This is a genomic window from Streptomyces luteosporeus (assembly GCF_039532865.1).
In the GTDB taxonomy this organism is placed as follows: domain Bacteria; phylum Actinomycetota; class Actinomycetes; order Streptomycetales; family Streptomycetaceae; genus Streptomyces; species Streptomyces luteosporeus.
In genome coordinates, this window is record NZ_BAAASL010000008.1 from 285,636 (window position 1) to 311,387 (window position 25,752).

The 25,752-nt window shown below is 73.1% G+C and carries 22 protein-coding genes; 5 read left to right on the forward strand and 17 right to left on the reverse strand.

The genetic code is table 11. The features are described 5' to 3' along the window. Positions 1–18: 18 nt before the first annotated feature. Genes ABD361_RS13230 through ABD361_RS13265 form a run of 8 tightly spaced genes read right to left on the reverse strand, consistent with a single transcriptional unit; the run spans position 19 to position 6,713 of the window. A complete protein-coding gene (locus ABD361_RS13230) occupies positions 19–2,034 on the reverse strand; it encodes an NADH-quinone oxidoreductase subunit 5 family protein (RefSeq protein WP_344435256.1) in 2,016 nt (671 codons plus the stop codon). Beyond that, positions 2,031–2,396 carry an NADH-quinone oxidoreductase subunit NuoK gene (gene nuoK / locus ABD361_RS13235; protein ID WP_344435257.1) on the reverse strand — a complete coding sequence of 122 codons (366 nt, stop codon included), beginning with the start codon at positions 2,394–2,396 and terminating at the stop codon, positions 2,031–2,033. The genes ABD361_RS13230 and nuoK overlap by 4 nt, the downstream gene beginning before the upstream one ends. Next, positions 2,396–2,941 (reverse strand): NADH-quinone oxidoreductase subunit J family protein, encoded by a 546-nt coding sequence (locus tag ABD361_RS13240; protein WP_344435258.1) that lies wholly within the window; start codon positions 2,939–2,941, stop codon positions 2,396–2,398. The genes nuoK and ABD361_RS13240 overlap by 1 nt, the downstream gene beginning before the upstream one ends. Further along, on the reverse strand, positions 2,938–3,495 hold the full coding sequence (locus ABD361_RS13245; protein ID WP_344435259.1) for a NuoI/complex I 23 kDa subunit family protein: 558 nt from the start codon (positions 3,493–3,495) through the stop codon (positions 2,938–2,940). Before ABD361_RS13245 ends, ABD361_RS13240 begins: the two co-directional genes overlap by 4 nt. After that, positions 3,492–4,460, reverse strand: coding sequence for a complex I subunit 1/NuoH family protein (locus tag ABD361_RS13250; RefSeq protein ID WP_344435260.1), 969 nt, complete (start codon positions 4,458–4,460; stop codon positions 3,492–3,494). Before ABD361_RS13250 ends, ABD361_RS13245 begins: the two co-directional genes overlap by 4 nt. Then, positions 4,457–5,740, reverse strand: a complete 1,284-nt coding sequence (locus ABD361_RS13255) for an NADH-quinone oxidoreductase subunit C (protein WP_344435262.1) — start codon at positions 5,738–5,740, stop codon at positions 4,457–4,459. The genes ABD361_RS13250 and ABD361_RS13255 overlap by 4 nt, the downstream gene beginning before the upstream one ends. Then, entirely contained in the window at positions 5,737–6,300 is a 564-nt protein-coding gene (locus tag ABD361_RS13260) for an NADH-quinone oxidoreductase subunit B (protein WP_486387906.1), read from the reverse strand. Before ABD361_RS13260 ends, ABD361_RS13255 begins: the two co-directional genes overlap by 4 nt. Beyond that, on the reverse strand, positions 6,297–6,713 hold the full coding sequence (locus tag ABD361_RS13265; protein WP_344435265.1) for an NADH-quinone oxidoreductase subunit A: 417 nt from the start codon (positions 6,711–6,713) through the stop codon (positions 6,297–6,299). The genes ABD361_RS13260 and ABD361_RS13265 overlap by 4 nt, the downstream gene beginning before the upstream one ends. Positions 6,714–6,911: 198 nt before the next feature. On the opposite strand from ABD361_RS13265, the gene ABD361_RS13270 reads away from it, so the two are divergent. From ABD361_RS13270 to ABD361_RS13290, 5 genes are all read left to right on the forward strand, one after another. After that, on the forward strand, positions 6,912–8,081 hold the full coding sequence (locus ABD361_RS13270) for a sensor histidine kinase (protein WP_344435267.1): 1,170 nt from the start codon (positions 6,912–6,914) through the stop codon (positions 8,079–8,081). Positions 8,082–8,220: 139 nt separating this feature from the next. Then, entirely contained in the window at positions 8,221–9,573 is a 1,353-nt protein-coding gene (locus ABD361_RS13275) for a sensor histidine kinase (RefSeq protein ID WP_344435268.1), read from the forward strand. 113 nt (positions 9,574–9,686) lie between these two features. After that, positions 9,687–10,346: a LuxR C-terminal-related transcriptional regulator gene (locus ABD361_RS13280; protein ID WP_344435326.1), complete on the forward strand. Its 660-nt coding sequence runs from the start codon at positions 9,687–9,689 to the stop codon at positions 10,344–10,346. Positions 10,347–10,522: 176 nt separating this feature from the next. Then, entirely contained in the window at positions 10,523–12,427 is a 1,905-nt protein-coding gene (locus ABD361_RS13285) for a 2-oxoacid:acceptor oxidoreductase subunit alpha (protein WP_344435270.1), read from the forward strand. Then, complete coding sequence (locus ABD361_RS13290; RefSeq protein ID WP_344435271.1) at positions 12,424–13,476, forward strand: 2-oxoacid:ferredoxin oxidoreductase subunit beta; 1,053 nt, start codon at positions 12,424–12,426, stop codon at positions 13,474–13,476. The genes ABD361_RS13285 and ABD361_RS13290 overlap by 4 nt, the downstream gene beginning before the upstream one ends. Before the next feature lie 154 nt (positions 13,477–13,630). Here ABD361_RS13290 and ABD361_RS13295 read toward each other — a convergent pair whose 3' ends face one another. The 9 genes from ABD361_RS13295 to ABD361_RS13335 all read right to left on the reverse strand — a co-directional run bounded on the left by ABD361_RS13295 (position 13,631) and on the right by ABD361_RS13335 (position 25,574). Next, entirely contained in the window at positions 13,631–15,004 is a 1,374-nt protein-coding gene (locus tag ABD361_RS13295; RefSeq protein WP_344435272.1) for a M20/M25/M40 family metallo-hydrolase, read from the reverse strand. A 111-nt stretch (positions 15,005–15,115) separates the two neighbouring features. Continuing rightward, complete coding sequence (rarD, locus tag ABD361_RS13300; protein WP_344435273.1) at positions 15,116–16,126, reverse strand: EamA family transporter RarD; 1,011 nt, start codon at positions 16,124–16,126, stop codon at positions 15,116–15,118. An 82-nt stretch (positions 16,127–16,208) separates the two neighbouring features. After that, on the reverse strand, positions 16,209–18,203 hold the full coding sequence (locus tag ABD361_RS13305) for an APC family permease (RefSeq protein ID WP_425583204.1): 1,995 nt from the start codon (positions 18,201–18,203) through the stop codon (positions 16,209–16,211). A gap of 98 nt (positions 18,204–18,301) precedes the next feature. Next, complete coding sequence (locus tag ABD361_RS13310) at positions 18,302–19,138, reverse strand: ABC transporter permease (RefSeq protein WP_344435275.1); 837 nt, start codon at positions 19,136–19,138, stop codon at positions 18,302–18,304. After that, positions 19,125–20,111, reverse strand: coding sequence for an ABC transporter ATP-binding protein (locus ABD361_RS13315; protein WP_425583205.1), 987 nt, complete (start codon positions 20,109–20,111; stop codon positions 19,125–19,127). The genes ABD361_RS13310 and ABD361_RS13315 overlap by 14 nt, the downstream gene beginning before the upstream one ends. Next, complete coding sequence (locus tag ABD361_RS13320) at positions 20,108–21,400, reverse strand: LolA family protein (RefSeq protein ID WP_344435276.1); 1,293 nt, start codon at positions 21,398–21,400, stop codon at positions 20,108–20,110. The genes ABD361_RS13315 and ABD361_RS13320 overlap by 4 nt, the downstream gene beginning before the upstream one ends. Before the next feature lie 170 nt (positions 21,401–21,570). Further along, positions 21,571–22,581 (reverse strand): polyprenyl synthetase family protein, encoded by a 1,011-nt coding sequence (locus ABD361_RS13325; RefSeq protein WP_344435277.1) that lies wholly within the window; start codon positions 22,579–22,581, stop codon positions 21,571–21,573. A gap of 175 nt (positions 22,582–22,756) precedes the next feature. Beyond that, entirely contained in the window at positions 22,757–23,962 is a 1,206-nt protein-coding gene (locus ABD361_RS13330; protein WP_344435278.1) for an FAD-dependent oxidoreductase, read from the reverse strand. Between the two features lie 352 nt (positions 23,963–24,314). Next, positions 24,315–25,574: a carboxylate--amine ligase gene (locus ABD361_RS13335; RefSeq protein ID WP_344435279.1), complete on the reverse strand. Its 1,260-nt coding sequence runs from the start codon at positions 25,572–25,574 to the stop codon at positions 24,315–24,317. Positions 25,575–25,752 lie beyond the last annotated feature (178 nt).

A 25,752-nucleotide genomic window follows, 5' to 3' on the forward strand; every position in this document is an offset into this window, starting at 1 on the left:
TGACTCATGGTCTTGCGCTCACGCTCCCGTGGCGAGCAGCACGGCGGCGACGGCCAGGACGACGGAACCGGCGAGGAGGGCGCCGAGGTAGGTCTGCACGTTGCCGGTCTGCGCCCGGCGGACGGCCGCGCCCAGCAGACCGGGGGCGGTGCCGGCCCCGCGCACGTACCCGTCCACGACCTCGCGGTCGAGGAAGCGGGCGAGCCGCGCGGCACCGCGCGCGGGCCGCACGAGGAGCGCGGAGTACACGGCGTCCAGGTGGAAGCCGCTGACGGCGTGCCGGTGCAGGGGGCCCAGCAGGAGCCGGCCGGGGTCGGCCGGGTCCGGGGCGCCGGCGATGCCGCCGTAGGCGGCCTCGTGGGTGGCGATGCTCTCCTCCTCGGAGACGTACGGCGCCTCGTCCGGGTCGGCGGCGACCGCGCCGAGCGGCGTACGGGCGGCCAGCGCGGCGCTGCGCCGCCAGGCCGCGTACGTGACGAGCACGCCGGCGAGCGCGCAGCCGGTGGACAGCACGGAGGTGGTGAGCGTCGGGGTCAGCGACCGCCCGTCGAACCAGCCGGGCAGCTGCCAGGCGGCCAGGCCGAAGGCGGCGGTGGGCACGAACAGCACCCACAGCACCGTGGTCATGGCCGCCGGTTCCCTGCCGTGGTCCGGGGCCTGCGTGCCGCGCCCGTGGAAGGCGAGCAGCCACAGGCGGGCGGCGTAGGCGGCGGTGAGCACGGCGGTGAGCAGCCCGGCGACGAGCACCGTCCAGCCGGCCGGGCCGGCCGCGGCGGCGGGGATGCCGTGGGCCTCGCCCGCGGTGGCCCGCTCGGCGGCGCCCAGGACGGCCTCCTTGGAGAAGAAGCCGCTGAACGGCGGGATCGCGGCCAGCGCCAGCAGGCCGACGGTCATCGTCCAGTACGCGTCCGGGACGCGCCGGGCCAGGCCGCTCATGCGGGAGGTCGCGGCCAGCGAGTTGGTGCCGGCCGCGTGGATGACCACGCCCGCCCCGAGGAACAGCAGCGCCTTGAAGGCGCCGTGCGACAGGAGGTGGAAGACGGCGGCGCCGCGGTCGCCGACGGCCAGGGCGCCGGTCATGTAGCCGAGCTGGCCGACGGTCGAGTAGGCGAGGACGCGTTTGATGTCGTCCTGGGCGAGCGCGGCCAGGGCCGAGCCGACCATGGTGACCGCGGCCGTCACGGCGAGCACGACCAGTGCCGCCGCGGAGGCGGCGAAGACGGGCAGCAGCCGGGCGACGAGGTAGACGCCGGCCGCGACCATCGTCGCGGCGTGGATCAGCGCGGAGACGGGCGTCGGGCCCGCCATCGCGTCGGGCAGCCACGTGTGCAGCGGGAACTGCGCCGACTTGCCCGCCACGCCCGCGAGCAGCAGCAGCGCCTCCAGCGTGGGGTGCGTGAGGTGGCCGGCCGCGGCCGTGGTGAGGATGCCGTTGATCCGGAACGTTCCGGCGTCGGCGGCCAGCGCAAAGACGCCGATCAGGAAGGGGACGTCGCCCAGCTTCGTGACCAGGAACGCCTTCAGGGACGCCGCCCGGGCGGCCTCGGTCTCCCAGTAGTGGCCGACCAGGAAGTACGAGCAGATGCCCATGACCTCCCAGCCGACCAGCAGCACCATCAGGTCGCCCGAGTAGACGACGAGGAGCATCGCGGACGTGAAGAGGGAGACCAGCGCCGCGTACGAGGGATAGCGGGGGTCGTCGCGCAGGTACGCCGTCGAGTACAGCTGCACGCAGGTGGCCACCACGCCGACCAGCACCGCCACCAGCACGGCGAAGCCGTCCAGGTGCAGGGCCAGGTCGATCGGCACCGAGCCGGTCGGGGTCAGCCGCGTGGCGGCGTCGATCGCCTCGCCCGGGCCGCTGCCGCCGCCCTGCCGGCAGGCGACGACGACCGCGAGCACGGCCGCCGCCAGCGTCGGCAGCACGGCCAGCGGCCGTACGAAACCGGGCGCGCGGCGGCCCGTCAGCAGGCCGGCGACGGCACCGAGGAAGGGCAGCAGGGGAACGAGGACGGCGGTGGTCGTGGTGCTCACGCGGCGGCCTCCGCCTTCTCCTGCGCCCCGGCCGCGGGCCCGGGCTCCTCCGGCGCGTCGTCGCGCAGGTCGCGCAGCCGGTCGACGTCGGCGGTGCCGCGGTTGCGGTACACCATCAGAACGATCGCCAGGCCGATGCCGATCTCGGCGGCGGCGATGGCGATGGTGAACAGGGTCAGCGCCTGGCCGGCGTGCAGCGCGTCGTGCAGCCACACGTCGAAGGCGACGAGGTTGAGGTTGACGGCGTTGAGCATCAGCTCGACGGACATCAGCACCAGGATGGCGTTGCGCCGGGCCAGCACGCCGTACAGGCCCGTGCAGAAGAGGAGGGCGGCCAGCACGGCCGGGTACACCAGGTGCATCAGCGCTGCTCCTCCTTCTTCCTGCGGGACAGCACGATGGCACCCACCAGCGCCGCCAGCAGCAGCACCGACAGCGCCTCGAACGGCAGCACCCAGTGCCGGAAGAGGATCTCCCCCGACACCTTCGTGGTGCCCTGCGGCGCGCCGTCCAGGTCGATCCACGTCGTACGGAAGGCGTCGACGACCACCCACACCAGGGCCGCGGCCGCGGCGCCCGCGACGGCCAGGGCCGCCCAGCGGTTGCCGGAGTCGGCGTCCGGGGAACGGCCGATGGGAGCCCTGGTGAGCATGAGCCCGAAGAGCAGCAGCACCACCACCGAGCCGACGTAGATCAGCACCTGCACCCAGGCGATGAACTCCGCCGTCAGCAGCAGGTACTCCACGGCCAGCCCGCCCAGCGCCACGACCAGCCACAGGGCCGCGTGCACCAGCTGCCGGGTCGTGACGGTGACCGCCGCGGCGCCCAGGGTCACGACGCCGACGAGCAGGAAGGCGATCTCCACGCCGGAAGGGGAGAGGAAGCCGGGGGCGGCTGCCGCGCTCATGCGCCCTCCTCCTTCTGCTGCTCCTGTGCCTGCTGGGCTGCCAGTTTCTCGGCCGTCTTGCGCGCCGCCACGATCTCCTTCGGCTCCTCCGCCGCCGGGTCGAGCGCCGGCGGCTCCGGAACCGTCCACATCCACTCGCGGAGCTTGTCCCGCTCGTGGGTCAGCTCCTGGATGTCGGTCTCCGCGTACTCGAACTCCGGCGACCAGAACAACGCGTCGAACGGACACACCTCGATGCAGATGCCGCAGTACATGCACAGCGCGAAGTCGATCGCGAAGCGGTCCAGCACGTTGCGGCTGCGCTCGCGGCCGCCCGGCACCGCCGCCGGCACCGTCTCCTTGTGGGAGTCGATGTAGATGCACCAGTCCGGGCACTCGCGGGCGCACAGCATGCACACCGTGCAGTTCTCCTCGAACAGCCCGATCACACCGCGCGTGCGCGGCGGCAGCTCCGGCTGCGCATCCGGGTACTGCACGGTCTGCGCGCGCCGCGTCATCGTCCGCAGCGTGACCGCCAGCCCCTTGGCCAGACCCGATCCGGGAACGCCCATCACTGCATCACCACCTTCACGACACCCGTGAGCGCGATCTGCGCGAGAGCCAGCGGGATCAGCACCGTCCAGGCCAGCTTCTGCAGCTGGTCCTCGCGCAGCCGCGGATAGCTCACCCGCAGCCAGATCACGACGAAGGCGAGGACGGCCGTCTTCAGCAGCGTCCACAGCCAGCCCAGCCCGTCGGCCCCGAACGGGCCGTGCCACCCGCCGAGGAACAGCACGGTCGTCAGACCGCACAGCACCACGATGCCGGCGTACTCGGCGAGCAGGAACATCGCGAACCGCAGACCCGTGTACTCGGTGTACGCGCCGAAGATGATCTCCGAATCGGCCACCGGCATGTCGAACGGCGGCCGCTGCAGCTCGGCCAGCCCCGCCGTGAAGAACACCAGCCCGCCCACGATCTGCCACGGCACCCACCACCAGTGGAAGGCCTCCACGATGCCCGGCAGCGACACCGTGCCCGCCGCCATCGCGACGGACGCCGCCGCCAGCAGCATCGGCAACTCGTACGCCAGCAGCTGCGCGGCCGTGCGCAAGCCGCCCAGCAAGGAGAACTTGTTCGCCGACGCCCAGCCCGCCATCAGCGAACCGAGCACGCCCACGCCCATCACGGCCAGCACGAAGAAGATGCCGGCGTCGACGACCTGGCCGACGGCATTGCCGGGACCGAGCGGCAGGGCCACCAGGACCAGCAGGTACGGCAGCAACGCCACGGCCGGCGCCAACTGGAACACGCGCCGGTCGGCGTCCCTGGGGACGACGTCCTCCTTCTGCGCGAACTTCACCCCGTCCGCCACCAGCTGGGCCCACCCGTGGAACCCACCGGCGTACATCGGACCCAGCCGGCCCTGCATGTGCGCCATCACCTTGTGCTCGGTCTGCCCGATGACGAGCGGGAGCACGAGGAAGACGACGAAGACGGCGAGCAGACGCAGCACGACGTCGACGGTCTCGCTGCTCATGCGCTCTCGCCTCCGGCGGGGTTCGTACGTGTCTGGGGCCCGGCCCCGGGTTCCTCGCCGTCCGCCGGCGGAGCGGGAGCCGGCGAAGCCGGCGGCCCGGACCGGTCATCGTCGCCCGGTGCGGGCGCGTCCGGCTCCGCCGGGGGCGGCGGTTCGGGCTGGGCGCCGTCGCGGCGGGGAGTGGACGCTGCGGCCGGTGCAGCCGGTGCGGCCTCACCGCCCTCGCCCGCGGGCTGGCGTGCCTCCGATTCCGCCGGACCCGGCCGCTCGGGCTGAGCGCCGTCGCGGCGGGAAGGGGTGGCGGCGCCGTCGGTCGGCTCCGCCGGGGGCGGGCTTTCGGGCCGGGTGCCCGTGGTGGGCTCGTCGAAGGCCGGACGGGCGTGGTGCCAGGGGGCGTCCGACGAGCGCGGGGCCGGGCGCGGCGCGGGCGCCGCGCCCTCCGCCTGCTGGCTCGCCGAGCCCTCGCTCGCACTGCGCACACGCCGCGGAGCGGCTTGGCTCGCCGAGCCCTCGCTGGCACTGCGCGCTCGCCGCGGAGCGGCCTGGCTGGCGGAGCCCTCCGCCGCCGAGCGGGCGCGGCGCGGCGCCGCCGGCGCCTGGCTCGCCGAGCCCTCGCCCGCGGTGCGGGCGCGGCGGGGGGCCGCCGCGGCGTCACCCGTCGCTGCGCGGCGGGTGGGACGTTCGGGGCGGGTCGGGGCCGGGGGGAGTTGGCCCTTGAGGGGGCCCCATTCGTTGGGGTCGGGGACGCCGGGCGGGAGCATCTGGCGGCGCTTGGGGCCGCCCTCCGCCGACTCGCCGGGTTCCTTGGCGCCGGGCCAGGCCTTGACCACGCGCGCGGCGAGGACGAAGTCCTTGCGCAGGGGGTGGCCCTCGAAGCCGTCGGGGAGCAGCAGCGGCTCCAGGTGCGGGTGGCCGGCGAAGTCGACGCCGAACATTTCGTGCGTCTCGCGCTCGTGCCATGCCGCGCCGGCGTAGACGCCGGTCACCGTCGGCAGGGTGGCGGCGTCGTGGGGGACGGTCGTCCGCAGGAGCAGGCGGTGCACGGCGTCGCCGTGCTGCGCGGGCAGGGCGGCGACGTGGGCGGAGACGCGCAGGCCGGTGCCGGGTTCGTCGACGGCGCTGAGCCAGTCGAAGAAGGTGCAGCCGAGCGTGTCGCGCGCGGTGGTCAGTGCGGGGAGCCACGCCTGGGCGGGGACGTCGACCGTGAGCAGGTCGTAGGCCTCCTCGGCGGTCGCGTCTTCGCCGAAGAGTTCGGTGACCGTCTGCGGCAGCCAGCTCATCGGGCCGTACCCTCCGTACCCGGCGCCGGTGGCGGGGTCACCAGGCCGCTGCTCAGGGCGGCGGCGGACGGCTGGGAGTAGCGCTCGCCGAGGGACTCCTGGGCGATCTTCTCCTGCAGCTTGATGATGCCCTGCAGCAGCGCTTCGGGCCGGGGCGGGCAGCCGGGTACGTAGACGTCGACGGGGATGATCTGGTCGACGCCCTTGGTGACGGAGTAGGAGTCCCAGTAGGGCCCGCCGCAGTTGGAGCAGGCGCCGAAGGAGATCACGTACTTCGGTTCGGGCATCTGTTCGTACAGCCGCTTGACCGCGGGCGCCATCTTGTCCGTCACCGTGCCGGAGACGATCATGAGGTCGGCCTGGCGCGGCCCGGGGGCGAAGGGGATGACGCCGAGCCGGATGAAGTCGTGGCGGGCCATGGATGCGGCGATGAATTCGATCGCGCAGCAGGCGAGACCGAAGTTGAACACCCACAGGCTGTAGCGGCGTCCCCAGTTGAGGACGACCTTCATGGGCTCGGGGGCCAGCCGGGCGAGCGGCCCGAGGCTCCTGCGTGTCACGTCCATTCCAGGACGCCCTTCTTCCATGCGTACAACAGGCCCACGGCGAGGAAGCCGAGGAAGACGAACATCTCCACCAGCGTCGCTCCGCCGAAGCCCGGTGCGGCGAACACCGTCGCCCAGGGGAACAGGAAGATCGAGTCCACCGCGAAGATCACGTACAGGAAGGCGTAGACGTAGTAGCGCACCTGCGTGTGCGCCCAGCCCTCCCCGACCGGGTCGACGCCGCACTCGTACGTCAGCAGTTTCTCCGGCGTCGGCACCACCGGCCGCAGCAGCCGGCCCGCGGTGAACGCGACGACGACGAAGAGCACGCCGATCGCCGCGAGCAGCCCGACCACGGCGTAGCCGTGGAAGTAGTCCGCCGCGAGCTGGACCTCGGCGCCGCTGGTGCGCACGGTCGCCTTCGGCACGTCCGCCCCTCGCTCCCTGTCCTGTTTGTTCGACGATCTGTACGCACGCGAGTCTAGGCCCTGCCCGGGCCGGGGTGGGCCGCCGCGGTCCGTGGGGCGGGCGGGGCAGGGGGTGGGGCGGGGGGTGGGGCTGTCCCCACCGGAGGCCCCCCACGGCCCCCATGGCGGTGGGGGGCGGGGCCGGGGCAGGCTTGCGCCATGACCGCCCGCACCACCTCGGACCCCAGCGGCGACGAGGCGCTTCCGCCCGTCCGCCCTTCCTTCTCCGCCACCACATGGAAGGAGGTCGTCCACCTGCTGCTGAACCTCGCGGCGGGCATCGGCGGCTTCCTCTACGTCTCCCTGTGGCTCTACGCCGGCGTGGCTCTGTCGGTGACCGTGGTGGGGCTGCCGCTGCTGGCGGCCGGCCTGACGGGCGCGCGGCGGCTCGGGCGGATGGAGCGCCGGCGGGCGCGCGCCCTGCTGGGCGTGCGCGTCGACGAGCCGAGCCGGCTGCGGCAGCTGGGCGCCCAGGGGGCGCTCGCCCGGATGTGGACGGCGCTGCGGGACCCGGTGGCGTGGCGCTGCACGCTGTACGCGTTCATCAGATTGCCATGGGGAATTCTCACGTTCACCCTCACGCTGGTCTCGCTCCTGGTCGCCTGGCCGCTGCTGGGCTGGATCACGCGGGGCCTGTCGAACGTGGACCGGGCGATGGTGCGCGGTCTGCTGTCGCCCTCCAGCGAGCTGGAGCGGCGGATCGCGGAGCTGGAGGAGGACCGCGGCGTCGTCGTGGACACCGCGGCCGCCGACCTGCGCCGCATCGAGCGCGACCTGCACGACGGCGCCCAGGCGCGGCTGGTCGCCCTGGCGATGGGGCTGGGCCTGGCGAAGGAGAAGGTGCTGGAGGACCCGGACGCGGCGGCCCGCATGGTGGACGAGGCGCACGGCGAGGTGAAGCTGGCCCTGCAGGAGCTGCGCGACCTGGCCCGCGGCATCCACCCCGCGATCCTCACCGACCGGGGTCTGGGCCCGGCCCTGTCCTCGGTCGCCGCCCGCTGCACCGTCCCCGTCACGGTCACCGTCGACCTCCCGGACCGGCCGGCACCCGCCATCGAGGGCATCGCCTACTTCACGGTTTCCGAGCTCCTGCAGAACATCAGCAAGCACAGCCAGGCCACCAAAGCCGGGATCCGCGTCGACAAGAACGGCGACCGCCTCCACCTGCGCGTCACCGACAACGGCCGCGGCGGCGCCTCCCCCGCGAACGGCAGCGGACTCGCCGGCCTCGCCGAACGCCTCGGCTCCGTCGACGGCGCCCTCACCGTTAACTCCCCCACCGGCGGACCCACCACCGTCACCGCCGAACTCCCCTGGCGCAGCCGCTGACGCTCCGGGGGTGGGGAATCCCCCACCCCCAGGACGCCCGCTCCCCTCATGGCCCGGGCGGCCCCGTCCCGGGAGCCTGGAAGGGACGACGACAGCCGCGCCCGACCCGGCGCGCCACCCCAGGAGAACGGACGACGACATGGCCCTCCCCCACGGACACACCGCGCCGGCGGCGCCCCGGCGGTCGCGGGTGCCGGCCGCGCTGCGCGCCCCAGTGGCGGGCCGCACCTGGCGCGAGTTCCTGTACGTGATGCTCGGCCTGCCGATCGCGGTGTTCACCTTCGCGTACGGGGCGGTCATGACCACCCTCAGCGTGGGCCTGCTGGTGACCTTCCTCGGCGTGCCGCTGCTGGCGGGCACCCTGGCGGGGGCGCGCGGGCTGGGCGCGCTGGAGCGGGCGCGGGCCCGGGCGCTGCTGGGCCTGCGGGTCGGCGAGCCGGAGCCCGTACGCCCGCGGCCCGCCCGTACCGGGCGAAAGGCCCGCGGCGGCCTGATGACCTGGGTGGGCGCGCTGCTCAGGAGCGGGGCGTCCTGGCGGCACCTGCTCTACACGGTGCTGTGCCTGCCGTGGGCGATCTTCTCCTTCGTCGTGGCGCTCGTGGTCACCGCGGTGGGCTGGATGCTGTTCCTGTACCCGGTGTGGCTGTGGGTGCCGAAGACCTACCTCGGCCATCCCGGCATCCAGCTGTACGGCGACTCGGACGGCCACGCGTACTACGTCGAGACCCCGCTCGAGGTCGGGGCGACCTGCGTCCTCGGCCTGCTGCTGGTGCTGGCGACGCCGGGGTTGCTGCACGGCCTGACGACCGTCAACCGGCTGCTGGTGTCGGGGCTGCTGGGCCCCTCGCCGCTGGCCGCGCGCGTGTCGGAGCTGGAGGAGGACCGCGGCGTGGCCGTGGACACCGCGGCCGCCGACCTGCGCCGCATCGAGCGCGACCTGCACGACGGCGCCCAGGCCCGGCTGGCCGCCCTCGCCATGGACCTGGGGATGGCGAAGGACAAGGCGCACTCCGATCCGCAGGCCGCCGCCCGTCTGGTGGACGAGGCGCACGGCGAAGTGAAGCTGGCCCTGCAGGAGCTGCGCGACCTGGCCCGCGGCATCCACCCCGCGATCCTCACCGACCGGGGTCTGGGCCCGGCCCTCTCCTCGGTCGCCGCCCGCTGCACCGTCCCCGTCACGGTCACCGTCGACCTCCCGGACCGGCCGGCACCCGCCATCGAGGGCATCGCCTACTTCACGGTTTCCGAGCTCCTGCAGAACATCAGCAAGCACAGCCAGGCCACCCAGGCCGGGATCCGCGTCGACAAGATCGGCGACCGCCTCCACCTGCGCGTCACCGACAACGGCCGCGGCGGCGCCTCCCCCGCGAACGGCAGCGGACTCGCCGGCCTCGCCGAACGCCTCGGCTCCGTCGACGGCGCCCTCACCGTTAACTCCCCCACCGGCGGACCCACCACCGTCACCGCCGAACTCCCCTGGCGCAGCCGCTGACGGCGCTCCGTCACCCGGGCTGCGATGCTGGTGGGCAGTCGGCAGGGCTGCCCACGGGGGGTGGCGTCGCCAGGGTGACCGGAGGTCGGATCGTGCAGGACGCGGTGCAGCGGGTGCGGGTGGTCATCGCCGAGGACTCGGTGCTGCTGCGAGAGGGCCTGACCCGGCTGCTGACCGACCGCGGTCACGAGGTCGTGGCCGGCGTGGGCGACGCCGAGGCCCTGCTCAAGACGGTCGGCGAGCTGGCGGCCGAGGGCGCGCTGCCCGACGTCGTGGTCGCCGACGTGCGGATGCCCCCCACCCACACCGACGAGGGCGTGCGCGCGGCGGTGCGGCTGCGCGGCGAGCACCCGGAGCTGGGCGTGCTGGTGCTCTCGCAGTACGTCGAGGAGCAGTACGCCACGGAACTGCTGGCCAGCAGCAGCCGGGGCGTGGGCTACCTGCTGAAGGACCGGGTCGCCGACGTGCGCGAGTTCGTGGACGCGGTGGTGCGGGTGGCCGGCGGGGGCACCGCGCTGGACCCGGAGGTCGTCGCCCAGCTGCTGGGGCGCAGCCGCAAGCAGGACGTCCTGGCGGGGCTCACCCCGCGGGAGCGGGAGGTGCTGGGCCTGATGGCCGAGGGCCGTACGAATTCGGCCATCGCCCAGCAGCTGGTGGTCAGCGACGGCGCGGTGGAGAAGCACATCAGCAACATCTTCCTCAAGCTGGGGCTCGCGCCGAGCGTGGGCGACCACCGCCGGGTGCTGGCGGTACTGACGTACCTGCGCTCGTGACCCGCGGGCCCGGCCCGGGCCTGTCCGAAGAGCGGTCCCGCCGGGCGGAGCGCTGGCCTCCGCTGTTGATTCGTTGATCCATCCAAGGAAGGCTGACCTTGCCACCGTAGGATGGCGGGGGAAGGCCGGACGCGCCACCATGTGGCCCGGCTCCGCCACAAGGGAGGTCCGAAGCAGTGACCAGCGAGGTCAGCAGCCCGGCCGAGCAGGCCGGCGGCGCGCCCGCCGCCAAGGAGATCCGTCGGTTGGACCGGGTCATCATCCGCTTCGCGGGTGACTCCGGTGATGGCATGCAGCTGACGGGAGACCGGTTCACGTCGGAGACGGCATCGTTCGGCAACGACTTGTCGACGCTGCCGAACTTCCCCGCCGAGATCCGTGCTCCTGCCGGAACGCTGCCGGGAGTGTCGTCCTTCCAGCTCCACTTCGCCGACCACGACATCCTCACGCCCGGTGACGCGCCGGACGTCCTGGTGGCGATGAACCCGGCGGCGCTGAAGGCGAACGTGGGCGACCTGCCGCGGGGCGCGCAGATCATCGTCAACACCGACGAGTTCGCCAAGCGCCCGATGGCGAAGGTGGGCTACGACAGCAACCCGCTGGAGGACGGCTCGCTGGACGCCTACCACCTGCACAAGGTGCCGCTGACGACGCTGACGATCGAGGCGCTCAAGGAGTTCGGGCTCTCCCGCAAGGAGGCCGAGCGCAGCAAGAACATGTTCGCGCTGGGCCTGCTGTCGTGGATGTACCACCGGCCGACGGAGTCGACCGAGGCGTTCCTGCGGAAGAAGTTCGCGAAGAAGCCGCAGATCGCCGAGGCGAACGTGGCCGCGTTCCGGGCGGGCTGGAACTTCGGCGAGACCACGGAGGACTTCGCCGTCTCCTACGAGGTGGCCCCCGCCACCTCCGCGTTCCCGCCGGGCACCTACCGCAACATCTCCGGCAACCTCGCCCTGGCGTACGGCCTGATCGCCGCCGCCCAGCAGGCGGACCTGCCGCTGTTCCTGGGCTCGTACCCGATCACGCCGGCCTCCGACATCCTGCACGAGCTGTCGAAGCACAAGAACTTCGGCGTGCGCACCTTCCAGGCCGAGGACGAGATCGCCGGCATCGGTGCCGCGCTCGGCGCGGCCTTCGGCGGCTCCCTGGCGGTGACCACCACCTCGGGCCCGGGCGTGGCGCTGAAGTCCGAGACGATCGGCCTCGCGGTGTCGCTGGAGCTGCCGCTGCTGGTCGTCGACATCCAGCGCGGCGGCCCCTCGACCGGTCTGCCCACCAAGACCGAGCAGGCCGACCTGCTGCAGGCGATGTACGGGCGCAACGGCGAGGCCCCCGTGCCGGTCGTCGCCCCGAGGACGCCCGCGGACTGCTTCGACGCGGCACTGGACGCGGCCCGCATCGCGCTGACCTACCGCACCCCCGTCTTCCTGCTCTCCGACGGCTACCTGGCCAACGGCTCCGAGCCGTGGCGGATCCCCGAGCTCGACGAACTGCCCGACCTGCGCGTGCAGTTCGCCACCGGCCCGAACCACACCCTCGCCGACGGCACCGAGGTCTTCTGGCCGTACAAGCGCGACCCGCAGACCCTGGCCCGGCCGTGGGCCGTGCCCGGCACGCCCGGGCTGGAGCACCGCATCGGTGGCATCGAGAAGCAGGACGGCACCGGCAACATCTCCTACGACCCGGCCAACCACGACCTGATGGTCCGCACCCGCCAGGCCAAGACCGACGGCATCGCCGTCCCCGGCGTCGAGGTCGACGACCCCTCGGGGCAGGCCCGCACGCTGGTGCTCGGCTGGGGCTCGACGTACGGGCCGATCACCGCCGCCGTACGGCGCGTACGCGGCGGCGGGCAGCACCTCGCCCAGGCTCACCTGCGCCACCTCAACCCCTTCCCCGCGAACCTGGGCGAGATCCTGCGCGCGTACGACACCGTGGTCGTGCCGGAGATGAACCTCGGCCAGCTCGCCACCCTGCTGCGGGCGAAATACCTCGTCGACGTCCGCTCCCACACCCAGGTCAGCGGCATGCCGTTCAAGGCCGAGCAGCTCGCCACCGTGTTCAAGGAGGCCATCCGATGACCATCGAGGCACTCTCCCTGGTCCCCAAGGCCGACGCCGCGCAATCCATGAAGGACTTCAAGTCCGACCAGGAAGTGCGCTGGTGCCCCGGCTGCGGCGACTACGCCGTCCTCGCCGCCGTCCAGGGCTTCCTGCCCGACCTCGGCCTGGCGAAGGAGAACATCGTCTTCATCTCCGGCATCGGCTGCTCCTCCCGCTTCCCGTACTACATGAACACCTACGGGATGCACTCCATCCACGGGCGTGCCCCGGCCATCGCCACCGGCCTGGCCGCCTCCCGGCGGGATTTGTCGGTGTGGGTCGTCACCGGCGACGGCGACGCGCTGTCGATCGGCGGCAACCACCTCATCCACGCGCTGCGGCGCAACGTCAACCTCAAGATCCTGCTGTTCAACAACCGGATCTACGGGCTGACCAAGGGGCAGTACTCGCCGACCTCCGAGGTCGGCAAGATCACCAAGTCCACGCCGATGGGCTCGCTGGACGCCCCCTTCAACCCCGTCTCCCTCGCGCTGGGCGCCGAGGCCTCCTTCGTGGCCCGCACCATCGACTCCGACCGCAAGCACCTCACCGAGGTGCTGCGGCAGGCGGCCGCCCACCCCGGCACCGCGCTCGTGGAGATCTACCAGAACTGCAACATCTTCAACGACGGCGCGTTCGAGGCCCTGAAGGACAAGGAGCAGGCCCAGGAGGCCGTCATCCGCCTGGAGCACGGCGAGCCCATCCGCTTCGGCGCGGACGGCAGCAAGGGCGTCGTGCGCGACCACGCCACGGGCGACCTGAAGGTCGTCGAGGTGACGCCGGAGAACGAGGCGTCCGTCCTCGTCCACGACGCGCACGCCGCGTCCCCGACGACGGCCTTCGCGCTCTCCCGCCTGGCCGACCCGGACACGCTCCACCGCACGCCGGTGGGCGTCTTCCGCAGCGTCGAACGCCCCGTGTACGAGGCGCAGATGGCCCGTCAGCTGGAGGCGGCGGTGGAGCAGCGCGGCAAGGGCGACCTGGCGGCCCTGCTGTCCGGCAACGACACGTGGACGGTGGTGGGGTAGGCACCCCGAAACCCCGCCGGCCGGGCTGACGGATGTCAGCCCGGCCGGCGTTTGAGGCCACCGGGCGAAGCCCGGTCCGGGGGTGCGAGGGGGCGCAGCCCCCTGGGAAACGGAGAAAGGGCGGGGTGGGGGCTCGGCCGCCCGCAGGGCCGCGTCAGAACGTGAGCTTCCAGCCCGCCACGTAGCCGTCGTCCTGCGCCGCCACGTCCTGCACGCGCAGCTTCCAGACGCCGTTCGCCGTCTCCGACGACGCGTCGACCGTGTACGTCGCCACGACGTCCGCGCCCGAGTCGTTCGCGCTGGAGGACTTCAGCCGGTACGTGCGCCCGCTCGGTCCGACCAGGTCGATCACCAGGTCGCCGCGGTAGCTGTGCTTGATGTCGACGCCGACCTTGAGGGCGGAGGGCGCGTTGCCGGTCAGGCCCGAGACGGTGAGCGGGGAGTCCACCGCCGGCCCCGCGTCGGGGATGTCGACGGTCGTCGTGCTCTCGAAGACCTTGCCGCCGCTCGGCGGCGTCGTGGAGCCGCCGCTCAGGGTCCACAGCCCGTAGGCGATGGCGTCGCTGTTGTTGTCGAGGGCGGTGTCGTCGATGTTGGCGATGGTGTCGCACGACTGGTGGTAGCAGCGGTCGAAGGCCTGGCCCGCGGTGCCGCCCCACTTCTGGGCCTGGGCGGCGGTCTTGGTGTAGTCGGCGCCGCTGAAGAGGCCGCCGACCCGCACGCCGGCGTTCTTGAAGGGGGCGTGGTCGGAGCGGCCGTCGCCCTCGGTCTCGATCTCGGTGGGGATCTTGCGGGTGGCGAAGAAGTCCTTGAAGACGCCTTCGAGCTGCGGGTCGTCGTCGTAGACGAAGTAGCCGGGGTTGGGCGAGCCGATCATGTCGAAGTTCAGGTACGCGTCGATCTTGCCGCGTTCGGCGGCGGGGAGCTGGCGTACGTAGTTCTGCGAGCCGACCAGGCCCAGTTCCTCGGCTCCCCACCAGGCGAACCGCAGGTGCTTGTCGGGCTTGTAGCCCTGCTTGGCGACGGTCAGGGCGACTTCGAGGATGCCGGCGGTGCCGGAGCCGTTGTCGTTGATGCCGGGGCCGCGGCCGACGGAGTCGAGGTGGGCGCCGGCGAAGATCACGTGGTTGGGGTCGCCGCCGGGCCAGTCGGCGACGAGGTTGTAGCCGGTGGCGCCGCTGGAGGTGAACTGCTGGACGCTGGTGGTGAAGCCGGCCGCGTCCAGCTTGCCCTTGACGTAGTCGAGGGACGCCTTGTAGCCGCTGCGCCCGTGGGCGCGGTTGCCGCCGTTGGCGTTGGCTATGGACTGCAGCTGGTTCAGGTGCGCCTTGACGTTGGCGACGGATATGTCGGGGGCCGCGGGTGCACTCGCCCCGTTCCGCCCGGCGGTCGCGGTGGTGGGTGCCGCGGTCGCCGGGACGGAGGAGGCGCCGAGCAGCGCGGCGGTTGCGGCCGCGCCGGCGGCGAGGAGAACGGCACCGCGTGATCTTCGCGGCGCCGTGCGCAGGGTTGGTCCGTGGAGGGGCATGGGGGGCTCCCAACTCTGTTTGACGTGGCCATGATGCTGAGGTGCACCTGACGTAGCGTCAAGAGCGGGTTCAGGACACCGATCACCGGTTTCCGGATACCGGGCGCCCGTTCACCCCCGCTGAGCTGTGGTTTCCGTGTCCTGCGGGGCAATTGTTTTTTCTGTGTTACCAACGGCCGCCCGGCTCCGGGCCGTTTGCACCTGCACCCGCGCGTGACGGGCCGTACGCAGCGCGTCCCCCGTGAGCACCGCCAGCGCCACCCACACCAGCGCGAAGCCCGCCCACCGCTCGGGCGGCATCGCCTCGTGGAAGACCACCAGCCCGAGCGTGAACTGGAAGACCGGCGCGAGGTACTGCAGCATGCCGATCACCGACAGCGGCAGCCGCACGGCCGCCGCGCCGAAGGAGACCAGCGGCACCGCGGTGATCACACCGGTGCCCATCAGCAGCAGCGCGTGCCCGGCGCCCTCGGAGGTGAACGTCGACTCCCCCCGGCCCCCCAGGAACAGCAGCACGCCGAGCGCCGGCAGGAACTGCACGGCCGTCTCCACGGCCATCGACTCCAGCCCGCCCAGGCCCACCTTCTTCTTCACCAGGCTGTACGTGCTGAAGGTCGCCGCGATCGTCAGCGCGATCCACGGCGGCTTGCCGTACCCGATGGTGAGCACCGCCACCGCCACCGCGCCGGCCCCGACGGCCACCCACTGCGCCCTGCGCAGCCGCTCGCGCAGGACGAGGACGCCGAGAGCGATGGTGGCGAGCGGGTTGACGAAGTAGCCGAGCGACGTCTCGACGACGTGCCCGGAGTTCACGGCCCAGATGTAGACCCACCAGTTGACGGAGATCACGGCGGCGCCGAGCGCCGCCACGGCCAGGCGTTTGGGCTGCCGCAGCAGCGGGCGTATCCACTGCCACCGGCGGGTGACGGCGAGCACGACGGCGACGGTGACCAGGGACCACACCATGCGGTGGGCGAGGATCTCGACCGCCCCGGCGGGTTCGAGGAGCGGCCAGTACAACGGGAAGAGGCCCCAGATGCCGTAGGCGGCGACGCCGCACAGCAGGCCGGTGCGGCTCTCGCTGCGCTGCGGCCGGGGCGGGGCGGGCGGTGTGGACGGCATGGCGGCCCCCGTTCTCGGTGACGTCGACCATGCGACGGTAGTCCGCCCGGCCGGTGGTGTGCATGTGCGTATCGCATGACGGTCATGACCCGTCCGTCCCGCCCGTGCTCCCCTCCCCCTGTGTCTCCCCCTGCCCGGCGTGGGCGTGCTGCTGCTCGATGGCCCGCGTCACGTCGAACGGCAGGATCGTCACGGCCACGTTGGGCAGCTGCTCCAGGACGCGGGCGAGCTCCTCGGCCGTGCCCCGGTGCAGCAGCCGGCCCAGCGGGGTGGAGTACGTGCGCCGGGGCACCAGCAGCGTCAGGGCCGTCGTGGCGTCCGCCGTCGTACGGGCCGCGTGGTCGGCAACCGCGTGCCGCAGCCGGCGGTCGGGGCAGTCGACGAGCTCCAGGGGGACGGTGGTGCCGCTGGAGCGGTCCCAGCGCTCAGTCAGCCGGCGCGCCCGTTCCGCGTCGATGACGAAGTGCACGGCCCGCACCTCGTCCGGGTGCAGCTCGTGGGCGTAGCGCAGCGCCTTGATCGTGGCCAGGTCGAGGCTGTCGACGAGGACGTGCACGACGTGGCGCCGCCAGCGGGGCCGGTCGGTGGTGAAGGCCGGGACGTTCTCCAGCGCCGCGGCCTCCTGCCGGTACTGGCGGTTGATGCGGATCAGCGCCCACACGCCCAGCGGGAAGACCACGACCACCAGCCAGGCGCCCTCGGTGAACTTCGTGATCGCGAAGATGACCACGACCGCCGCCGAGACGACGGCGGCCAGCAGGTTCGCCACCGTCTTCCAGTGCGCGGGGCCGCTGCGCTCCCGCCAGTGGTGGGCCGTCATGCCGGCGGCGGCCATCGTGAAGCCGGTGAAGACGCCGATGGCGTACAGCGCCACCAGCTTGTCGACGTTCGCGCCCGTCACCAGCAGCAGCGCCAGCGAGACGACGGTCAGGCAGATGATGCCGTTGGAGAAGGCCAGCCGGTGGCCGCGGCGGGTCAGCTGCCGGGGCAGGAAGCGGTCCTCGGCGACGAAGCTGGCGAGGAAGGGGAAGCCGGTGAAGGGCGTGTTGGCGCCGGTGTAGAGGATCAGGGCGGTCGCCAGCTGCACGAACACCAGCCCTGCCGTGCCCGCCCAGCCGTCGCCGAAGACCAGGTGGGCCTCCTGGGCCAGGACGGTGGGGTTGCCGTCCTCGTAGGGAATGGCGTGCGTGTAGTGGGCCAGCAGCGAGACGCCGAAGACCATCGCGCCCAGGATGCAGCTCATCGTGGTGAGCGTGCGGCGGGCGTTGACGCCCTCGGGGTGGCGGAAGGCGGAGACGCTGTTGGAGATCGCCTCCAGGCCCGTCAGCGACGAACCGCCGTTGGCGAAGGCGCGCAGCACCATGAACAGCGTCGCGCCGTACAGCCAGCCGTTGCCCGTGCCCAGCGGCACGGCCCCGGCCGCGTGCACGTCCGCGTGCGGCAGACCGCTGCCGGCCACGGCCCGCACCAGGCCGACGCACAGCACCAGGGCGATGGCGAGCATGAACAGGTACGCGGGCGCGGCGAAGGTGCGCCCGGCCTCGCGCAGGCCGCGCAGGTTGCCGTACATGAGCAGCACGACGATGCCCGCGGTGATCGGCAGCTTGAGGTGGTCGATGCCCGTGTAGCCGTCGCCGGTCAGGTGCGCGAGGGAGACCAGCGCGTCGGTGCCGGCGGCCGTCTGCACGGCGACGGTGACGATGTAGTCGACCAGCAGCGCGACCGCGGCGATCTGCGCGATGCGCGGCCCGAAGTTTTCGCGGGCGACGACGTAGGAGCCGCCGGCGCGGGTGTAGACGGAGACGACGTCGCGGTAGGAGAGGGTGAGCAGCAGGAGGACGAACAGGATCGCGCCCGTGACGGGCAGGATGAGCGTGAAGGCGGCCGTCCCCGCGACGGGCACGAGGATGCGCAGCATCTCCTCGGGGCCGTACGCGGTCGACGACATGCAGTCGGAGGCGAGGACGCCGAGCGCCAGGGGGTTGGACAGCTTCTCCCGGGACAGCCGCCCGGTGACGAGCGGCGGACCGAGCAGGAACCGCTTGATCCGGTACGCGGGACGGTCGCGGACGGGCATGGCCATAGGAGACGGGTGCCCGGGCACGCGCAAGGCCAGACGGCCCAGTGGGGTGCAGTTTGGTCCTGGGCCCGGAAGGGCCCGCCGCAGGCGCCCCGCTACGCCGTCACGTCACGGGAGGTGAACCGCGCCCACGCCGCCGAGCCGAAGACCGCCGCGTACAGCCCCTGCAGCCCCATGTTGCGCAGCACCTCGTCCCAGTACACCGGCTGCCGCAGCAGATCCGCGAAGCTCAGCCAGTAGTGCGGGAAGAGATACGCCCGCACCGCGCCCACCTGCGGGAACTGGTCGAGGATCTGGACGGTGATCAGCAGGCCCACCGTCGTGGCCATCGCCGCGATGCCGCTGTCGGTCAGCGTGGAGACGAACAGGCCCAGCGCCGCCAGCCCCACCAGCGACAGCGCCACCACGCCCGCGATCGCCAGGGCCCGCAGCAGCCCCTCCCCGAACGACACGGTCGTGCCGCTGATCAGCGTGACCTCCCCCAGCGGGAAGAGCACGGCCCCCACCGCCAGCGCGGAGAGCGCGACGACGAGGGTCGCGGCGCCGCAGAACAGGACGGTCGTCGCGAACTTCACCAGCAGCAGCCGGGTGCGCCCGGCCGGGGCGACCAGCAGGTACCGCAGCGTGCCCGGTCCGGCCTCGCCGGCCACCGCGTCGCCTGCGACGACGCCGATGGCCATGGGCAGGAAGAACGGCAGGGTCACGGCGAGCGAGGTGAAGACGAGGAAGAGGCCGTTGTTCGTGACCTGGCTGATGAAGGCCGGCCCGCCCCCGCCGTGCCCGGCGCGCCCGCCGTCGGCGGTCTCGATCCGCACGGCGATGCCCACCAGCACCGGTACGGCCGCGAGGACGCCGAGCAGGGCGAGGGTGCGCCACCGCCGGAAGGTCGTGGTCACCTCGTTGCCCAGCAGCGAGAGGTCAGCCCGCGACATCGAATCCCTCCCCGGTCAGGGCGACGAACGCGTCCTCCAGCGAGGCCCGCTCGGCGCCGAAGGCCCGTACGCGCACGCCGGCGCGGACGAGGGCGGCGACGAGGTCGGCGGGCTCGGCGAGGCCGGCCGGGGGCTCCCCGGTGACGCGGTCGCCGGTGACCGTGAGGTCGTGCACGCCGTGCTCCTTCAGTACGCGCACGGCCTCGGCCGTGTCGGGGGTGGTGACGGCCAGCCGGCCCCGGGCGGAGGCGGCGAGCTCGGCGACCGTGCCCTGGGTGAGCAGGCGGCCGCGGGCCATGACGGCCACGTGGGTGCAGACCTGCTCGATCTCGTCGAGGAGGTGGGAGGAGAGGAAGACGGTGGTGCCCTCGGCGGCCAGGGAGCGCACCAGGGAGCGGATCTCGCGCATGCCCTGCGGGTCGAGGCCGTTGGTGGGCTCGTCGAGGACGAGGAGCTCGCGGGGCTGCAGCAGGGCGGCGGCCAGGCCGAGGCGCTGCTTCATGCCGAGGGAGTACGCGCGGGCCTTGCGGCCCGCGGCCGCGCCGAGCCCGACGCGGTCGAGGGCGGCGCCGACGCGGGCGGCCCGGGTGCGGGGGTCGGCGGCCGGGTCGGCGGCGTCGAGGCGTACGAGGTTGTCGCGGCCGGAGAGGAAGCCGTACAGGGCGGGGCCCTCGATGAGGGCGCCCACCTTGGGCAGCACCCGGCGCACGGCGCGCGGCATCTCCTCGCCGAGCACGCGGGCGGTGCCGGAGGTGGGCTCGATGAGGCCCATGAGCATCCGGATGGTGGTGGTCTTCCCCGAGCCGTTGGGCCCGAGGAAGCCGAAGACGCTGCCGCGCGGCACGACGAGGTCGAGGCCGTCGACGGCGAGCCGGCCGCCGCGGTAGCGCTTGGCGAGCCCGTGCGTCTCGATCACGGGGTCGCCGGCGCCGGCGGCCGGCTCCTGCACGGTCGTCCCTCCCCTGTCGCTCACTTGGTGGTGCTGGCGGCCTTGACCAGGGCGTCCTTGGTGACGGCGCCGGCGTAGACCTTGCCGTCGTCGGTCATGAGGACGTTGACGATGCGGGTGCTGAACAGGCGCCCGGTGCCGAAGTCGCCGGAGACCTTGGTGCCGAAGCTGTCGAGCAGGGCCTGGGCGTCCTCGCCGTTCTTGCCGTTCTTGCCGGCGTCCTTCTTGGCCTGGGCGGCCTTGGCCTGCGTGGCCGCGTCCTTGCCGGCGTCGATGCGCACGATCGAGCCCCAGCCCTTGCCGAGGACCGTGCTCCGGCCGCCCTCGGCACCCTCCGTGCCCCCGAGGTCGGGCATGCCGGGCAGCTCGGGCAGGGCCTTGTCGTGGCGGCCGGCGGCGTCCTTGGCGTCGCCCTCGGTCACCTTGGCGCCCTTGGGCGGGGTGAAGGCGAACGTGCCGGCGGCCGGGGCCCCGAAGTCGACCTTGGTGAAGGCCGCGTCGACGACCGCCTTGCCGCCGCCCTTCGGGGCGAGGGTGAACTTCAGCGGCACGCCGGTCTTCGCGTCCACGGCGATGCGCACGGCCTCGACGGTGGAGTCGCCCTGCTTGGGCTTGACCGCCAGCTGGTAGGTGTCGCGGCCCGCCACCTTGGCCGTGCCGTCGACGGTGATCGCGGTGGTGCCGTCGGCCGCGGCGAGGACCTTCCTGGCGAGCTCCTGCGGGGAGACCGCGGCGGCGTCCGACGGGGCCTTGTGGCCGGGCTTCCTCGCGTCCTGCGGGGCCTTGGCGTGGTACGCGGTGTTGCTGGCGCTGTCGTACGCCCAGACCTCGCCGGCGTTGTGGACGACGCTGTACTCGGCGGCGGACTCGACGATGGACAGCCGCTGCTTGTCCGGGCCGTCGACGGCGATGCGCAGCGTGTGGGTGCCGGCGGCCAGCTCGGTGAGCCTGGCCTGCGGGGAGGCGTCCCCGCCGCCCTTGCCGCCGGCGCTCTTGCCGCCGAGGTCGCCCAGGGAGGCGCCGCCGGGCAGGGAGGGCAGCCCCAGGTCGGTGCTGATCTTGACCGTGCCGGACATGCGCTGGGTGTCGGAAGCGGCCATCTTGGCTATGAGGTCCTGCGCGCTGATCTTCGGCAGGTCCGGGTCGCCGGTGCTGGCGAGCGCGGAGCCGATGCCGATGGTGGCGGCGGCGACACCGGCCACCGCGACCGGGACCGCGTAGCGGACCGCCTTGCGCCGCCGGCGGGCGCCGGCGGCGGACGCCTCGGCCCCGTCCGTACCGTCGGTGCCGGGTGCCGGGTGGATCCCTGCCATTGCTCTACCTCCGTCGTGTGACCGACCGCTCGGGAAGACGCTCGGGAAGACCCTTCAATTGCATCAAAGGGACCGCGTCCAGTCGTCAGCCGACGGGATCAGGTCGTCGTACGCCTGCGGTATGACGACCCGTAAGGGCGCACCGGCCGGGGGGCGGAGCCGCGTACGCCTCAGCCGGCCCGGTGGACCACCGCGTCGCACAGGTCCTCCAGCGCCGCCTTGGCCGCGCAGTCGGGCAGCGGCGCCAGCGTCGCGCGGGCCTCCTGGGCGTAGCGGACGGTGTCGCGCCGGGCCTGCTCCAGGGCCGGGTGGACGCGCAGCCGGCGCAGCACCTCCGCGTGCCGGGCGTCGTCGGTGAGGTCGCCCGCGAGCAGCTCGCACAGCTCGAGGTCCTCGGGGGCGCCGGTGGCCTCGGCGCGGGCGCGCAGGTGCAGCACCGGGAGGGTGGCGATGCCCTCGCGCAGGTCCGTGCCCGGCGTCTTGCCGGACTCGTGGGAGTCGCTGGCGATGTCCAGGACGTCGTCGGCGAGCTGGAAGGCGATGCCCAGGCGCTCGCCGTAGTGGGTGAGGATCTCCACGACGCGCTCGTCGGCACCGGACATCATGGCGCCGTAGCGGCCGGAGACGGCGATCAGCGAGCCGGTCTTGCCGGCCAGCACGTCGAGGTAGTGCTCGATGGGGTCGCGGCCGTCGCGCGGGCCCGCGGTCTCCAGGATCTGGCCGGTGACCAGGCGCTCGAAGGCCTCGGCCTGGATGCGCACGGCCTCCGGGCCCAGGTCGGCGAGTATCCGCGAGGCGCGGGAGAAGAGGAAGTCGCCGGTGAGGACGGCCACGGAGTTGCCCCAGCGGGCGTTGGCGCTGGGCACCCCGCGCCGCACGTCGGCCTCGTCCATGACGTCGTCGTGGTAGAGCGTGGCGAGGTGGGTGAGCTCGACGACGACGGCCGAGGGCACCACCCGGGGCGCGTACGGGTCGCCGAACTGGGCGGCCAGCATCACCAGCAGCGGACGGAACCGCTTGCCGCCGGCCTTGACCAGGTGCTGGGCCGCCTCGGTGATGAAGGGCACCCCGCTCTTGGTGGCCTCCAGGAGGCCCTCCTCGACAGCGGCCAACCCGGCCTGGACATCGGCTTCAAGAGCCTGGTCCCGCACGTTCAGCCCAAAAGGCTCGACGACGGTCACGAGGGGTACTCCTGTCTGCCTGCGAACACGGGGATTGTCGATGTGTCGCTGTCTCCACCAAAAGTCAGCGTATCCGGTCGACAGTCGATCACTCCCCGTAGGGGTGTGGGCAGTCGTCCCAGCGGGGCGTGACGACTGCCCCCTTCCCTCGCGTTCCCCTCGTGTACCCCCGGTACTACAGCGCTGCCACCGCCCTCGCCAGCCGCGGCGAGGCGTACTCCGTACCGCACACGAACCGCATCACCGGGCCGTAGCTGGCGGCGGCCGGCAGGCCGGTGAAGAACAGGCCCGGCACCGAGGAGTGGTAGCCGGCGCCGAGCCGGGGCCCGCCCGCGCTCACCGCGAGCCGGGTGCGCAGGCCGGTGCCCAGGAAGTCCAGGGCGGCCACGTCCATCCGGTAGCCGGTGGCGGCGATGACGTGGTCGGCGCGCAGCTCGCTCTCGGTGCCCCCGCCGTCGCCACCGAGGGTGAGCACCGGCCGCCCCGCCTCCACGCGGGCGCGCAGGACGCGCTTGCCCTCGGTGACCTGCACCTTGCCGATGAACCGCTCCCGCAGCCACCAGGCGCCCAGCGGGCCGAGCACCCGGCGCACCAGGTACTGCCGGGTGGGCGCGGGCAGCATGCGGAAGCCGTCGGCGTGGTACGAGAACGCGTACAGCGACCAGGCCCGGCCGAAGGGCGTGTCGGGCTTGAACAGCGGCTGCCCGTCGGGCGCCGCACCGAAGCGCACGGCGCCCCGGCGCCGGGCCAGCACGCGCACGGACGCCGCGCCCGCCTCGGCCAGCAGCACGGCGCTCTCCAGCGCCGACTGGCCGGCGCCGACGACCACCACGTGCTTGCCGGCGAAGCCCGCGAGGTCGCGGTGCTGGGAGCTGTGCGAGATCGGCCCGGTCGCGGACGGGCCCGCCGGCACGGCGGCGGCCAGCTCCGGCGGCAGCTGGGCGAGGTTGGTCAGGCCGGTGGCGACGACCACGGCCCGGGCGGCGAACTGCTCACCGGAGTCCAGCTTGATCTCGAAGCCGCCGGAGCCGCGGCGGTCGACGGAGACCACGCGCTCCTTCTCCAGCTGGGGCACCAGACGCTGCTGGAACCACAGGCCGTAGGCGGCGAAGGTCTCGACGGGGATGATGTCCCAGTCGGACTCGAAGCGCCGCCGCTCCCCCACGTCCTGGCAGTAGTCGAAGAGGGTGTGGCCGGGCTGCGGGGCGTCGATGTCGGAGGCGCTGGGGGTCGACTTCAGCAGCATCCCGGCGGGCATGTTCTCGCGCCAGCTCACCATGGGCGCGCCGAAGACGCGGGTGGGCACGGCCCGGGCTTTGAGGTGGGCGGCGGTCGAGAGGCCGTACGGTCCGGCCCCGATGACGGCTACGGGAAGTGTCACGGGTCCCCTCCCAGGGCACACGATGGTTCGCGTCGGACGGACTTGCTCAGGACTTGCTCAGGACTTGTTCGGGACGTGGTCAGGACGTGTCCGGGCAGACGGGACGGGCTGCACGGACGGGTGGACTGGTGGTGGCAGGGGCCGCCGGGTCGCTGTCAGCCACCGGCGGGGCCGGGGGAGCCGGCCGCGGCGCTCCCGGGGCATCTCGCGGGACGTCTCGGGCATCTCCCGGGACGTCTGCCCGGGCGCCCCGCGGGACGTCGCGCAGCGCATATCGCGACACGTGCGGCCGGTCGTCGTCCCGGCCCGGTGGACGGGTGCGGGCCCGCGGGGCCCGCGGCGGTGACCGCCGTCATCCCGCCGCCGCGACCGCGGCCCGGCGCCGGGAGCGCCACAGCTGCCACAGGTGGCGCATGCCCGGCCGGACGAACCGCGCCAGCATCGTGAAGAACGGCTTCATGTCGTCGCGCGCCACCCACGCCAGCTCCGTGCCGCTCGCCCGGGCCGGGGCGTGCGGGGTGGTGTAGCCGCTGCGGCGGTAGGCGGCGAGGGCGGGCAGGTCGATGTTCTCCACGACGAACCGGCGGCCGGTCAGCTGCTCGGCCTCCGGCACCGCCCGCCCGGTCAGGTCCAGGTGCAGGGCCCGGACGACGTCGATGCCCGCCTCGTTCTCGAACAGGCGGAACTGCGCGCCCATCCGGGGGTTGAAGTCCAGCAGCTTGTACTGCCCGTCGCGGCGGTCGAAGCGCCAGTCCAGGTCGATGATCCCGCAGAAGCCGATCTGCTTGATGAATTGCGCGGCCATCGCCGCCAGTTCCGGGTTGTCGACGACGTAGGCGTTGGCCGTCATGCCCGCGTGCGGCGGCCAGGAGCGCACCTTCACGCCGGTGAACATCGCCAGCGGGGTGGAATCGGCGTCGAAGTAGGCGTGGACGATCCAGTCCTCGGCCTCCTCGCGCGGCAAGTACTCCTGGAGGATCACCCCGGGGGCCGGGCCCCAGCCGCGGGCCAGGTCCAGCAGCTCCCGCGGGCCGCCGATGCGGGTCGTGCCGTGCACCGCCGGGTGCCGGCGCCGCTCGAACGCCTCGCGGTTCTTGGCCACGACGGGGAAGGCCGCCTCCGAGGCGTACTTCTCGATCTCCTCGTACGAGGCCGGGAAGAGCGTCGCGGGGGCCGGCACCCCGTGCTCGGTGCACAGCTCGTACAGGCCCTGCTTGCTGGCCAGCCGGCGCGGCAGGGCGGGCTCGACGGGCGGGAAGAGGAACGGGCCGGCGAGGGCGTCCGCGTGCTCGGCGATGAGCACCGCCGCCTCCTCGTCCGTGGGCACCAGCACGGTGGGCCGGCCGATCCGCCGGCCGATCCGCAGCAGCCCGGCCACCAGCTCCTCGGGCCGCTCCGTACCCGTCGTCGGCCACACGAAGCACCGCTGCAGGTAGCGCGAGAGCGCGGCGGGGGTCCATCTGTCCTCGGTGATGGCGTACATCGGCACGCCCAACCTGCCCAGGCTGCGGATGGCACCGACGCCGCCATGGTGCAGGGGATAGTCGCCGATCTTCACAATCAGCCCGGGTACGGACCGGTCCGCCGCCACGGGCGCGATCCTGCTCGCCACCAGCACCCCCCTCGGCCACCCAGCCTCAGCGGCCCCCCACTGTGTGTGACCCGACTTAGGACGCTACTTCGGAATCGACGGCTCCCACAAGGAGTTACCGGACATTGCCCTCCCTTTAGCCAGCGGTCGGACACGTGTCGGAACAACCGCCGAGTGATCCCTGCGAACACTTGCCCGC